Source organism: Algoriphagus aurantiacus (assembly GCF_035156405.1).
GTDB classification, from domain to species: Bacteria; Bacteroidota; Bacteroidia; order Cytophagales; family Cyclobacteriaceae; genus Algoriphagus; species Algoriphagus aurantiacus.
In genome coordinates, this window is record NZ_JAXRUT010000005.1 from 129,604 (window position 1) to 143,469 (window position 13,866).

The following is a 13,866-nucleotide window of genomic DNA, read 5'->3' on the forward strand; positions in this document are numbered from 1 at the left end:
AAATTTCCGTTTGATCTGCATTCTAAGTATTTGTTTAAGGGTAAACCAACAACACTAATTCCAACTGAAATGTGGATCAATTACTTTAAAATTGCTTATCGGAATTTGTTGCGAAACAAAATCTTTTCGCTGACCAACTTGCTAGGCCTGAGTATTGGCTGCACCTGTACTTTGTTTATCCTCCTATGGGTTTATGATGAACTTACTTTCGATAAGTTTCATGAAAACTATGAGGATATCTATCAAGTCATGGCACACCGCGATTTTAATAATCAAATTTTCACGGATCAAAATATGGTTCTTCCGCTTGCACAAACCATTGAGGCAGAACTCCCGGAAGTGGAATATGCGGTGGTAAGTACCTATTCGGAATCCCATGTCTTAACTGTCGGAGACACCAGGCTGCGAAAAAACGGAATAACCGTAGGCGAAAATTTCTTTGACATTTTTTCCTGGCAATTTATCCAGGGGAATGCCATAACTGCACTTCCTGACCCTAACTCCATTGTTTTAACTGAATCAGCGGCTAAGACCCTTTTTGGAAATGAAGATCCACTTCACAAAATGGTTAAAATTGACAATTCCCACGAATTGACAGTCACTGCAATCCTTGGAGATTTACCAGGAAATTCTACCCTTCAGTTTGATTACATCCATGCATTCAACTATTCGGATGACAACTTGAGGCGAGCTATGAACAACTGGGCCAATTCCTCCTGGAACGTATTTGTCCAGGCTACTCCAGGAACTGATCCACAGGAATTGTCCGAAAAAATAACTGCCATCAAAATTAAGAATAACCCCAATGACAAGGACATAAGTACATACTTCGCATTTCCCATGAGTAAATGGAGGCTGAACAGGGAATTTAAAGAAGGGCAGAATACGGGAGGAATGATTGAATATGTCCGGCTATTTTCAATTATAGCCGTGATCATACTTTTGATTGCCTGTGTCAATTTTATGAACCTGTCGACGGCCCGCTCGGAGCGAAGGGCTAAGGAAGTAGGAATTCGCAAAACATTGGGTTCCGGTAAAAAAGAATTGGTAATCCAGTTCTTTTTTGAGTCGATGGTGCTTACCCTGCTAGCATTTCTGATATCTGTGGTTGCGGTGTATGCATTGATGCCTTCCTTCAATCAATTGGTGGATAAAACCCTCACCCTGGATCTCACTTCTTCTGTTTTTTGGATTGTCGCATTCACAATTGTACTCTTCACAGGAGTGATAGCCGGCAGCTATCCTGCTTTATATCTTTCTTCTTTTAGTCCGGTAAAAGTATTGAAAGGGACTTTTATGGTGGGGGAAAAAGCGGCTCTCCCGCGGAATGTTTTAGTGATTGGCCAGTTCGTCGTCTCCATTTTGTTGATTTCGTGTACACTGATTGTATACCAACAGATCCAGCACATCAAAAATCGCGAAATCGGATATGACCCAAATAACCTCATTATGGTGTCCTCCACTTCGGACACGCAGAAAAACTTTGGTGCAATTAAAGACAAACTGCTCAAAACTGGAATGATCCAGGCGGTCACCAGAACATATTCACCTATCACCAGCATATGGTGGAGATCACCTGCACCAGACTGGGAAGGAAAGCCAACCGATATGAATATGTTAATCGCAGGGATGTATTCAGACTTGGATTTCTCCGAGACTATGGGAGTGAAAATGCTTCAAGGTACCGATTTTACCGGAATGCCGATTGATTCCTCGTCGATGCTGTTGAATTTTGCAGCGGTAGAGGGAATGGGTTTGGAGGATCCTATAGGAATGCAAATGAAGTATGGAAACTCCACCTACACTGTGATTGGAGTCACAGACAATATCGTCATGGATTCTCCATTCAACCCGGTAGATCCGATGATGATCTTTTTCGACCCAGAGCAAACTTACTCGATCAGCATTCGCTTCAAAGATGGAATGCAGGTTCAGGCTGGCCTTCAATCTGTGGAGAGTGTTTTTAAAGAATTAAACCCAGCTGCACCTTTTGAGTACCAATTTGTGGATCAAGAGTTTGCTCAAAAATTCGTGACTGAGGAGCTCATCGCCAAGCTTACTAATATTTTCTCCGGACTTGCGATTTTTATCTGTTGTATTGGACTGGCTGGTCTTGCTTCTTTTACAATTGAAAAGCGGACTAGAGAAATCGGTGTTCGAAAGGTATTGGGAGCTACTGTCACCCAAGTTCTGCTACTTGTTTCCAAGGACTTTCTAAAGCTTGTGCTGATTGCCTTCTGTATTGCGGTACCATTTGCCTATTGGCAAATGAACAATTGGCTTGAGAGCTATACCTACCATACTACCATAAGCGTGTGGCTGTTTGCTTTTGTCGGCGTGGCCGTGCTGATACTTTCTTTAGTAGTTGTAAGTCTAAATACGCTGCGTGCCGCTATGACCAATCCAGTGGAAAGCCTTCGTAGTGATTAAATAAGCGATAAGCGATGAGGAGAAAAGGTGGTAGTAGAGAAGAGCCAAGGGACAAAGAGAAGCAAGAGACTAGGGATATAAGAAACTACTTATAAGCCTTTCCACTTTCCAACTCCTAATCTTTCAATTTGCCAATTCATAAATTATGTGGAAAAACTACCTTAAAATAGCTTGGAGAAATATACAGAGAAACAAGATCTTCTCATTTATCAATATTGGCGGACTTGCGCTAGGTTTGGCTTGTTGCATACTGATTTTACTTTACGTGAAGGATGAAGCGAGCTTTGACAGATTTCAGGAAAATGGTGAAAACCTCTATCGCATAAAGGTTACCATGTCCAATGCCGAAGGTTCAAATACTATCGCAAGTACCAATGCAATTCATGGCCCCACATTCCAGGAGGAAATCCCCGAGATCACTGAGGTAATCCGTACCCAAAGTCAGCCTTTCGTCATGAGAAAAGGAGATGAAATGCTTAGTACCAATGTCTTGTTTGCCGATCCGGGATTTTTTGAGGTCTTTACACTTCCCCTGGTTTATGGGGATCCAAGTGTCGTGCTTTCTGATATTGGTTCTATTGTGATTACAGAGGATATGGCGAGGACTTATTTCAATACGATTGATGCGGTGGGGAAAGTGATAGAGCTTAAGGTCAAAGAGGAATTCAAACCATTCACTGTATCGGGAGTGGCTAAAACCATCCCCCAAAACTCCTCTCTTCAGTTTGATTCTGTGATCTCTTTTGCCTTCGAGGAGGTCAATGGCTGGACGGATACGGAGTGGTTGGGGTTTTATATGAATACGTTCGTCCAGCTGGATGGGCGGGCAAATTTGGAAGAAGTGGCGGCGAAAATGAATAAGATCTTTGAGCAAAATGTGGCGCAGGAACTGAAGGATTCTCCCGGTTTTGACAGCAAGATAAGTTTTGGACTGCAGCCCTTTATGAATATCCATCTGGATGCTGAAATCGGCAGCGGCAGAAATGGACTGGAGAAGGCCAGTAGCCCGGTATATTCTTACATATTATCTGGTATTGGGTTGTTTTTGTTGGCAATTGCCTGCATCAATTTTGTGAATCTGGCTGTGGCAAGGTCTCTAAAGCGAGCCAAGGAAATCGGGATCAGAAAAGTAATCGGCAGCCACAGAAGACAGCTCATTTTACAGTTTCTCACCGAGTCTTATTTAATGACATTCATTGCTTTGGTGTTGGCATTTGTTTTTACACAGCTTTCTCTTCCTGCTTTCAATGAGCTCGCCAATAAGCAACTAGCGCTTTCTTATTTGTTGGACTTTCAGTTGATTTCCCTTTTTGTTGTCTTGTTTGTAGTCACTGGTTTGGTAGCAGGATTTTATCCGGCTTTGGTGCTTTCAGGCTTCAGTCCATCGAAGAGTTTGTATAATCGGGCGAAGCTTTTGCAGCAGAACTTCCTGACCAAAGCCTTGGTCGTATTTCAGTTCACGCTTTCTATTTGCCTGGTAGTTGGGACTATCGTGATTTTTAGCCAGTTCAATTATCTGACTAGGGTGGATCTTGGATATAACGATGATAATCTGATGAAACTAAGCGGCCTTCGCGGAATAGAAGGTGGGATAAGTGGAATCAAACGGGAAATCCAGTCACTTCCGGGCGTAGAATCTGTGGGTGGATTTAATGGGAACTATAACGGAACCGGTGCCAAAGTTGGGAATGAGCAGATAGATTTTGGCTATATCGGCGTGGATGATAATTTCTTGAGTACCATGGAGATTGCATTGGTAGAGGGAAGGAATTTCTCAGTGGAGTACAGCACTGACCCCACCGATGCGATTGTAGTGAATGAGGCATTTTTGCACGAATTGGGCTGGACTTCCGGGGTGGGGAAGGAGGTGGAGTTTGAGTGGAAAAATAAGAAGATGTACATTATCGGAGTAGTAGAAGACTATCATTATGCATCCCTCAAGGAGAAAATAGCCCCTCTTGTGATGACGCAAGATCCTAATTATGGCCTGCAATCACTTTTCATCAGACTCAATCCAAACAACACTGCCGGGACAATCAAATCCATCGAGACAGTATTTAAAAAGTTTGTCCCTTTTATGCCATTTTCCTACAGCTTTGAGGATCAGAATAACCTGATGAAATATGAGCGGGAGCAAAAGTGGAAGCAGATCACAACGATTGCAGCTATGCTCTCCGTTTTCGTGTCCTGCATCGGACTGTTTGGCTTGGCGGCTTTCAATGCCGAATCCAGAATCAAAGAAGTAGGCGTTCGCAAGGTTTTGGGAGCCTCTGTGGCAAACATAGTAGCCTTGCTTTCTTCTGATTTTGTTAAATTAGTTCTGATCGCCATAGTGTTAGCATTTCCGATTGCATATTATGGAGCCCAAGTCTGGCTGGAGGAGTTTGCCTATCAGATTGAGATCCAGTGGTGGTTCTTTGGCCTTGCAGGATTCTTGGGAATAGCTGTGGCTATGCTGACTGTAGGATTTGAAGCGCTCAAAGCAGCATTGATGAATCCTGTGAAGAGTCTGAAGAGTGAGTGAGAAGTCAGAAATATAAAGTTTGAAGTCAGAATTTTAAAGATAAAAAATGAGGAATATGAATCGTCATTGCGAACGACGTAGGAGTGTGGCAATCTCCCAATAAGTACAAAGTATCAAGTAACTAGTATTTAGAATCAAGATGTTAGAGCCAAGAAACAAGATATTAGATAAGAAATATTGAATGATGAACATCGAATGCTGAAGAATAAAGTTGTGAGAAACCTTCCAACCTTCCAACTTTTCAACCTAATAAAACCATGCTAAAAAACTACCTGAAAATCGCCTTTAGAAACATTCGAAAGAACAAGCTTTTCTCGTTTCTGAATATAGCTGGACTGTCCATTGGAATGGCGGTTTGTATTCTGATCCTGCTTTTTGTGAATTATGAACGTGATTTTGACTCGATCCATACTAAGAATATCTACCGACTGAATGAGGTACAGAACTGGGAAGGAATGGTGGCTCCACAAAATGTGGCTTTGTCCATGTATCCCATGGGGCCGACTTTGTTGGAAGAATTTCCGGAAATTGAAAATTATACCCGCATCACAGGGAATGGTGAGATGAGGTTCCTCCATGAGAAAAAGCACGTTGTTTTGGCGTCATCACTCTCTGCTGATTCTACATTTTTTGAGCTTTTTGATTTCAAAATGGTATCTGGAGATCCGGCTTCTGCTTTGAAAGAACCCAATAGTCTGGTCCTTACCACTTCAAGTGCAGGAAAAATCTTCGGTGACGAACCAGCTCTCGGAAAGGTGTTGGCGTTAGCAAATCAGGACAGTAGTTTTTTTACAGTTACCGGCGTTGTAGAAAACATTCCAGATAATTCGCATTTACAATTTGAAGGATTAGTATCCCTCTATACCTATGCAGGTCCGGAGGCTATGAACAATTGGGGAGGCAATTGGCTGACAACTTACCTCGAACTGAGAAAAGAAACCGACATTCCGGCTATGGAAGCAAAATTTCCGGCATATCTGCTTTCTCATATGGGAGAAGAGGGAGCAGGAGGTTATGAGCTTTTTTTGCAGCCCTTAAGTGATGTTCATGCAGGTTCTACTGACATCACGCATGATTACATCAACTTCCAAAAATTTGACGGAGCATATACCCAAATATTCTTTTACATTGCCTTGATCGTGCTTTTTATCGCAGGGATTAATTTCGTCAACTTATCCTCTGCCAAGTCAGTAAGCAGGGCCATGGAAATCGGCGTGAGAAAAGCTTCGGGTGCCTCCAAGTCCCAATTGTACTTACAGTTTATTGGCGAATCTATTGTAATCAGCCTTATGGCGATGGTGCTGGCGGCGATTTTCGTGGCACTGGCTTTACCTTTTCTGAACCAGTTCAGTCAGCGCCAACTCGAATTTCCATTATTTAGTGATCCACTATTCTTTGGAGCAATGCTGTTGGGTGCAGTAATGGTAGGGGGTCTTTCTGGTTTGTATCCTGCTATTTACCTTTCCAGCTTTAAGCCGGTGAAAGTATTGAAAGGCTCTCCGGTGACGGGAAAAAGAAAAGCTGATTTTAGAAATGTGCTGGTAGTTGTACAGTTTAGCTGTGCGATTTTCCTGATTATTTCCACCCTGTTTGCGTCACGTCAAGTGAGATTTATGCAGGAAAAAGACCTAGGATTTACCCATGAACAAATTATTACCATCCCATTTGGCCAGCGGTACACCGAACGGTATGAAACGTTGAAACAGGCTTTGCTTAGGAGTTCGCAGGTGGAGGAAGTATCAGCTTCCGGTCAGCGGCTGGGAAACAATCTCCATCAGACTTCAATTACTTTTCATGGTGCAGGTCCAGCTGTAAATCTGGCTACTTCGCAAGTGGTAGTGGATCCAGACTTTTTGGATGTATATGAGATAGAATTGATAGCAGGAAGAAACTTCAACGACAGTGAAGCGGATAACGGAAATACTTATTTGATCAATGAATCTCTTGCAATTGAGCTTATTCAGAAGGATGGTGAAGGCAAGGATATAGAGTCATTGGTAGGTTCTCAATTTGGGTTTAGCGGAATGGACTCGGCGGGTAGACTAGTAGGAGTCGTCAAGGACTTTAACTTTAATTCCCTGCATCATAAGATAGAAACGCTTACAATTTTTAATCAGCGCAATTGGGGATTTGGGGAGTTGTCTGTAAAAATAAGAGGCGAAAATGTATCTGAAGCACTTGCCCAAATTGAGTCCATCTGGAATACTCAGATACCTGAGCGGGAATTTGAATATCAGTTTCTCGATGATCACTTCAATGAGTTATATCGGGCTGATCGGACGGTAAATAGCATTGTTGGGATGCTGACAGTGTTGTCTATTCTGATCTCATGCCTCGGACTCTTTGGTTTGGTCTCTTTCACGATGGAGCAGCGTGTGAAAGAGATTGGCATTCGCAAAGTTTTGGGAGCTTCTGTGGCTACAGTTGTTACAATACTTTCTAAAGATTTTATCAAACTGGTTTTGGTGGCAATCCTGATAGCAATTCCTATATCCTGGTATGTGGTGGATCGCTGGATTGAGGATTTTGCCTATCGGATAGCAATAGAATGGTGGGTTTTTGCGGCATCAGGGTTGGTCGCTATTCTGATTGCCCTGGCGACGGTGAGCTCGCAGGCCTTCAGAGCTGCACTGATGAATCCGGTGAAGAGCCTGAAAAGTGAGTGAAGATAGTATCTGATATGAAGTATCAGGTATCAAGTAGATAGAATCAAGAGCCGAGAATCAAGAAATAAGAGGCTAGATAAGAAATACTGAATGTAGAATATCGAATGATGAAGTTGTTGGGAACCTTCCAGTCTTAAAATCTTTCAATTCAAATGCTCAAAAACTACCTGAAAATCGCTTTTCGCCATTTGTGGAAGGATAGGCTTTATTCGCTGATAAATATTGTCGGACTTGCAGCAGCTACCATGTGTCTAATCCTTGCTGTGGTCTATTGGAATGATGAGCATAGTTTTGATGACTTTCATGCCAATAATCCAAACCTATACAGAGTCACCACCACGTTCATTGAGAAGAAAGGTGCTGATCCAAAAACAGTAGGAGTGACAGGGCAAGTACAAGGTCCTGCATTTAGAGAAGCTGTCCCTGAAGTGAAAAATTATTCCCGGGTAATGGGCGGTGAGATTTACAATGATATTTCCACCGATGAAAAAACACTTCGTTTGAAGTCCCTTTTTGTAGATGATAGTTTTTTCGATGTCTTTAGTTTTTCTCTAATAAACGGTGTTAAGCAAACGGCTTTAAAAGAGATAAATTCTGTAGTCATATCAGAAAGTACAGCTTTACGGCTTTTCAACAGCACCAATGTAGTCGGAGAAGTACTACAGATGAATTCTGATCCTTCTTATCAAAGATTGAAAAAGCCACTGGTGATTTCGGCTGTGGCAAAAGACCCTCCTAAAAATTCCTCCATCCAGTTTGACATATTACTTCCGTTCGATTTTCTTGGACTATCTTTTAAAGATACGAATTGGCTAAATGCTTACTTGGGTACTTTCGTGGTTTTACAACCAAACTCTGATTTGGAAGATGTTAAACAAAAGTTCAACCGGGTTTTTGCAACCTATGCCAAAGAGCAATTGTCCCAAAATATAGCCCGATATGGGTTCGATTCTGAAATTAACTACGGCCTGCAAAAAATCACTGAGGTTCACCTGCAACCTCGTTTGAGTATCAATGATTTTAATGGAGAGAGCGGAATTGGAAATAGCAGCAACCCTATTTATTCTATTGTTTTTTTAGTGATTGCTCTACTTATCTTATTAATGGCGGCAATTAATTTCATTAATATCAGTTTAGCCAACTCATTGAATAGAGTTAAGGAAATAGGTATCAGGAAAATAGCCGGAGGGAATAGAAGTCAAATTATCTTCCAGTATCTCATTGAATCCGGTTTGCTCTGTGGTTTTTCATTTATTATTTCTCTTTTGGCATTGGATATTCTATTGCCGCTGTTCAATAATCTGACTGGTAAGCAGATTATCTTCTCAGAAATATTCGGGCCGCAATTGGTCTTATCTCTTGTCTTGATTTTTGGTTTTATTATTTCACTGACGGGCTTTTATCCTGCTTTTGTGCTCTCTAATTTCCGGGCATCTGAAGTGTTGTATAATAAGCTACGGTCGGGAGGTAGGAATTTGGTAGGTCGTGGATTAGTGGTTTTACAGTTTTCCTTGGGTATTTTTCTGCTTATTTCCTCTATTGTTATTCATTCGCAGATGGAATATATACGAACCAAAAGTCTGGGGTATAATCCGAACCAAATAGTCCAAACCTCTATTACCGGAAACAGAGATTACGAAGCTGTTTGGAGACTTTTGAAAGAAGAGTTGTCCCAAGAATCAAGCATAGAGTCCGTGTCTTCTGTCCGAAATAGTTTTTCGGAGAATGTAAAAGTTGATGATCAAAAAATCGAATCTTTATTCCAAGCTATAGATGAAAACTACCTGACAGCTGTTGAAATCCCAATCCTTCTTGGGCGTAATTTTTCTTCCGATTTCCAAACTGATTTTGCTAATTCTGCAATTGTGAATGAAGCTTTTATCAATGAAAGCGATTTAAATGATCCAATAGGTAAGACAATAAAACTGAATGAAGCAGAAGCCTACAGTGAGGCAAAGACGATCATTGGGGTAGTGAAGGATTTTCATTTTGGTTCACTTAGAGAATCTATCAAGCCCATGGTACTATCAATGTCCCAAATTCCATACGGTCAAATCGTAGTGAAATTTGAAAAGTCAAGAGGGCAGGAGGCTATTGCAGCTTTGGAAAAGGCTTACAAAAAAGCGATGCCTGATGCCGTATTTGAGTATGACTTTTTGGACGAGTTGAATGCCCAAGAATATGTACAAGAGCAACGTTGGCAGAAAATAGTAAACACTGCTGCATCACTATCTTTTATAATCTGTTGCTTTGGCTTATTTAGTATGGCTCATTTATCTGCTAACCAAAGGATAAAGGAAATTGGAGTTAGAAAAGTTTTAGGAGCGACAGTGTCAGAAATCTTAATTTTGCTTTCAGCTAATTTTCTAAAACTTATCCTCATTTCATTTGTCATAGCCGCTCCCATTGCGTGGTACACTTCAAATTATTGGTTACAGGATTATGCGTATCGAATTGATTTGACATTCGGAATATTTGCTTTTGCAGGATTCGCTTCACTGGTAGTTGGTGCAACTACCATCAGTCTCCAGGCGATTAGAGCTGCACTGATGAACCCTGTGGAGAGTTTGAAAAGTGAGTAGAGTAGTGAATACTCAGTGATCAGAGGATCAGTGATCAGTAACAAAACTATAGGGTGATATTTTAACCCTTAATCATCGTCTGACAGTATACATTCCAAAAATTATAAAAGTGTAGACGCAAATTGCGTTTAGAAGGTGTTTTTTCAGTTTTGGAAGTAAAACTGGATCCTCATTATTATCATCAAACAATCCCCATATATACCGAATCTGATAGAATCCTCTTTTTCGTTCAAGGATTTTCATGATTAATTTCTTTACTTATCCTCTTTAGAACTTTCGGAGTTTTGGCTGTTTTCGTCAATAATGGTATCCATTTCATCAGCCCTTTTGTCATCGCCTGCCCATTCGTATAATTTGGAGGCCTTTTTGCCGGCTTTTTCCACCAAACCTGTCTTGTCTTTTTTGGCTAGCCAGCCGATGAATTTCCGCATGAACTTGAAATAAGGTGACATCAGCAAGGAGGCTAGCATTATAAGTAACCAGCCCAGCGGTACAAATGGCAGCACCATCGAAACTAGTCCTGCAATAAAAATAAGCGTAGCAATAGTTGGTATTATAAATTTTCTCACTGAATAAGATACGAAGTGGAAAAGGAAAGGATTTGATAGACAGGTATAATTCCTCAGAAGGTAGAGAGGGATTTATGCTGCGTTTATTTTTGGGTTTTCTAGAATCACTTGGTGTCAGTCAGCCTTTGAAATTGAGCCTTATTTAATGGATGCCTCCCGGGATTTTTTAATTCCTTCAATGTTTGCTTTTGCCCAGTCGGACAGGCTATGGATATGAGGTAAAAGTGAATTCCCTCTGTCTGTAAGGTTATATTCTACGCGTGGAGGAATCTCAGGATAAACTGTTCGACTTACTAGTCCATCTGATTCAAGTTTTCTCAGCGTTACCGTCAGCATTTTCTGAGAAATATCATTCATGGATTTTTGCAGCTCATTGAATCTCATGGTTTCTTGCTCACCAAGGATCAGAATCGCCAGCATGGACCACTTATCCCCAATGCGATCCAGGACTGTCCGCACGGGGCAATCAAACGTTGTTTGATATAATTCCAAAATTTTTTTCATGCTATCTTATTGATTTTCAGTATTAATTACCTGAAGGTTACTTGCTGACTCAGCAGTGCCTTCTTGTATGGCTTTTAGCTTGATACTACCTTTGAGTTACCAAAAGTAACTTAAACTCTTTAAGTAATCAACATTATAATACAAACTACATCATCATGAGCAAAATAATGATCACAGGGGCTACTGGCCACTTCGGGAAATCCACAATTAACTACCTTATCGAAAAAGGAGTACAAGCATCCGCAATCAAGGCTTTGGTAAGAGATGAGTCTAAGGCAAAGGAATTGGCTGAGCAAGGTGTTACTATAAAAGTGGGGGATTATGATAACTATGATTCGCTGGTAGCAGCTTTTCAAGGTGCTGATAAGCTATTGCTAATTTCTGGGACTGATCTACAAAATCGCTCTGTCCAACACAAAAATGTTATAAATGCTGCTAAAGAGGCTGGAGTTAACCATGTTTTGTACACGAGTTTTGAGCGTAAAAACGAAGGTGCCGATTCACCCATGGCTCTTCTGGCCCAATCGCATATCGAAACAGATCAAGCCCTCAAGGCAAGTGGGTTGAATTATACCATTTTCAGAAACAACCTTTATTTGAGTGTAATCCCCATGTTCGTAGGTGAGCAAGTATTGGATACTGGTATCTTTTTCCCTGCGGGAGAAGGAAAAGTTGCATTTGCGGACCGTGACAACCTCGCTGAAGCAGCTGCCAATGTGCTCATTGGGACAGGCCATGAAAACAAGGAATATGCGATGAACAATGTTGAGAATTATACTTTTCAAACCATTGCAACCGAACTGTCTTCAGTGACGGGGAGAGGGATCACATACATAAGCCCAAGTGGTGACGTTTACTCTGATGCGCTTACAAAAGCAGGGGTTCCTGCTGAATATATTGGCTTGTTTATCAGTTTTGCTGAAGCGATCAAACAGGGAGAATTTGAAGCTGAGAAATCTGATCTGGAAACTTTGCTAGGCAAGAAGCCAACTTCTCTGAAAAAGTATTTAGCTGAGACGTATGCTTCTGGTAGATAATCGAATAGGTCATTTTGATTAGTCGATGGAAAGCTCAAAATCCCTTAGAATTGGCTAAGGGATTTTTCAGATACTAAGATTTTTCATTCATATCTTGTCTTTTAAATGGATCCTACTATCCATTTTTTCTAATCACTAGTCACACTGGAGTGGTGAAAAGTGGTTTTCTACAGTGTAATTTATTGATCAATTTTATGTTAGATAAAAGTCAGGAATTTTTTAATCGACGATTTTTCACCTGTGTGATTGCAGGAATTATCGCTTTGAATCATCAGAAATCAATCATAGGCCAGCCAGATAGATCCCATTCAATTTCTTTGATGATCAATTTTGACCTACCATTGTCATGCTTATCATAGCCATGGGCTACAAAGAGTGTTTTTCCTTCAAAATCATAAACTGCGTTGTGCCCAATTCCTGCAAAGTTTTTGGTCTCAGCAGCAATAATACTTCCTCCTCCGGCATGCATAGGTTTACCTTCCTGATCAAGGTAAGGTCCTCTTATGTCTTTGGATCTGCCTACTATTACTTTGTAGGTGCTTTCCAATCCCTTGCAACAGTAATCAATTGAGGCAAATAGATAGTAATATTCGTCTCTTTGATATATAAAAGGCGCCTCTATCGCGCCATTTCCGGCATTGCTGTCAGGAGGGCCAAAACTCCGTTCTCTTTTTGCTATCCCATACCATTCCTGCGGCTCGGCCAAGGAAATCATATCTGGGGCTAATTTGACTAGTTTCAAGCCTCCCCAAAAAGAACCGAAAGACAGCCATCCAGTTGTATTAGCCCCTTCATCCTGATCAAAAAACACATTGGCATCAATAGCATTCCAAAAATCTCTTCCTGGGATAGATTGTACGATCATTCCATGATCTTCCCATCCATAATCCGGACTGGATTGATCGAGGGTTTTATTAGTCATTACGCCTATAGCTGAAGTGTTTTTACCAAAGGCAGAAGGAGAATAGTAGAGATAATACAACCCCTCGTAATACTGAATGTCAGGTGCCCAATAGCCACCCTTATATCCCGGAACAATATCCTCTGTCACCCAATCTAAGTTTCTGGGCACGGGATTGATCCTGATCCAATGCTCCAAATCATTACTTTTGGCAATTCCTCCTCCAGTCACAAATAAGTAATAAATACTGTTCTGTTTGATCATTACCGGATCATGGGCAACAAAACCTTTGGAATCATCAGGTGTACGTTGTGCCTGAGCAAATCCTAGTGAAGTGAGAATGAATAGGAAAAGGAAGGTGATTTTGGGCAGGAATGACATTAGAAATGTAAAGAGTTAAGGTTGTAAGTAAAGAATGACCAGTCTTTGGATACTATTACCGACAATAAGTCTTGTGTCGTTTTGAAATTGGAAGCAACTTTTTAGTCTTCGGTTATTTCGAAGTGAAGAAAAGGAATGAAATAGTTTCATCTAAAATATACTAAAATGTACAGCCTACAGGTAGAGCTTGTCTTTGAAAAGAAATTTTTCTTTAAGTAAAAACCATCACAATACCTTTTTAAATGTGATGGTGAATATTAGTTAGTCTTCTC

Annotated in this window: 8 protein-coding genes; 5 read left to right on the plus strand and 3 right to left on the minus strand. The window is 40.9% G+C overall.

The window, feature by feature from the left end; genetic code table 11:
* Window positions 1-69: 69 nt before the first annotated feature.
* The 4 genes from SYJ56_RS07130 to SYJ56_RS07145 all read left to right on the plus strand — a co-directional run bounded on the left by SYJ56_RS07130 (window position 70) and on the right by SYJ56_RS07145 (window position 10,202).
* Window positions 70-2,430 carry an ABC transporter permease gene (locus SYJ56_RS07130; RefSeq protein ID WP_323832959.1) on the plus strand — a complete coding sequence of 787 codons (2,361 nt, stop codon included), beginning with the start codon at window positions 70-72 and terminating at the stop codon, window positions 2,428-2,430.
* A 145-nt stretch (window positions 2,431-2,575) separates the two neighbouring features.
* On the plus strand, window positions 2,576-4,954 hold the full coding sequence (locus tag SYJ56_RS07135) for an ABC transporter permease (RefSeq protein WP_323832960.1): 2,379 nt from the start codon (window positions 2,576-2,578) through the stop codon (window positions 4,952-4,954).
* A gap of 257 nt (window positions 4,955-5,211) precedes the next feature.
* On the plus strand, window positions 5,212-7,620 hold the full coding sequence (locus SYJ56_RS07140) for an ABC transporter permease (protein WP_323832961.1): 2,409 nt from the start codon (window positions 5,212-5,214) through the stop codon (window positions 7,618-7,620).
* A gap of 152 nt (window positions 7,621-7,772) precedes the next feature.
* The gene (locus SYJ56_RS07145; protein ID WP_323832962.1) at window positions 7,773-10,202 is read left to right on the plus strand and encodes an ABC transporter permease; all 2,430 of its coding nucleotides are present in this window, start codon (window positions 7,773-7,775) and stop codon (window positions 10,200-10,202) included.
* A gap of 254 nt (window positions 10,203-10,456) precedes the next feature.
* On the opposite strand, the gene SYJ56_RS07150 is transcribed toward SYJ56_RS07145, so the two are convergent.
* Both SYJ56_RS07150 and SYJ56_RS07155 read right to left on the minus strand, forming a co-directional pair.
* Entirely contained in the window at window positions 10,457-10,771 is a 315-nt protein-coding gene (locus tag SYJ56_RS07150) for a hypothetical protein (protein WP_323832963.1), read from the minus strand.
* A 138-nt stretch (window positions 10,772-10,909) separates the two neighbouring features.
* Complete coding sequence (locus SYJ56_RS07155) at window positions 10,910-11,275, minus strand: winged helix-turn-helix transcriptional regulator (protein ID WP_323832964.1); 366 nt, start codon at window positions 11,273-11,275, stop codon at window positions 10,910-10,912.
* A 155-nt stretch (window positions 11,276-11,430) separates the two neighbouring features.
* On the opposite strand from SYJ56_RS07155, the gene SYJ56_RS07160 reads away from it, so the two are divergent.
* Window positions 11,431-12,312: an SDR family oxidoreductase gene (locus tag SYJ56_RS07160; protein ID WP_323832965.1), complete on the plus strand. Its 882-nt coding sequence runs from the start codon at window positions 11,431-11,433 to the stop codon at window positions 12,310-12,312.
* A gap of 271 nt (window positions 12,313-12,583) precedes the next feature.
* On the opposite strand, the gene SYJ56_RS07165 is transcribed toward SYJ56_RS07160, so the two are convergent.
* On the minus strand, window positions 12,584-13,594 hold the full coding sequence (locus tag SYJ56_RS07165; protein WP_323832966.1) for a family 43 glycosylhydrolase: 1,011 nt from the start codon (window positions 13,592-13,594) through the stop codon (window positions 12,584-12,586).
* Window positions 13,595-13,866: the final 272 nt, after the last annotated feature.

What these genes read in the sequence shown, in the direction of transcription:
- SYJ56_RS07130 (WP_323832959.1), top strand. Translation starts at nt 70, where the DNA reads ATGTGGATCAATTACTTTAAAATTGCTTATCGGAATTTGTTGCGAAAC.
- SYJ56_RS07145 (WP_323832962.1), top strand. Translation starts at nt 7,773, where the DNA reads ATGCTCAAAAACTACCTGAAAATCGCTTTTCGCCATTTGTGGAAGGAT.
- SYJ56_RS07160 (WP_323832965.1), top strand. Translation starts at nt 11,431, where the DNA reads ATGAGCAAAATAATGATCACAGGGGCTACTGGCCACTTCGGGAAATCC.
- SYJ56_RS07140 (WP_323832961.1), top strand. Translation starts at nt 5,212, where the DNA reads ATGCTAAAAAACTACCTGAAAATCGCCTTTAGAAACATTCGAAAGAAC.
- SYJ56_RS07135 (WP_323832960.1), top strand. Translation starts at nt 2,576, where the DNA reads ATGTGGAAAAACTACCTTAAAATAGCTTGGAGAAATATACAGAGAAAC.
- SYJ56_RS07155 (WP_323832964.1), bottom strand. Translation starts at nt 11,275, where the DNA reads ATGAAAAAAATTTTGGAATTATATCAAACAACGTTTGATTGCCCCGTG.
- SYJ56_RS07165 (WP_323832966.1), bottom strand. Translation starts at nt 13,594, where the DNA reads ATGTCATTCCTGCCCAAAATCACCTTCCTTTTCCTATTCATTCTCACT.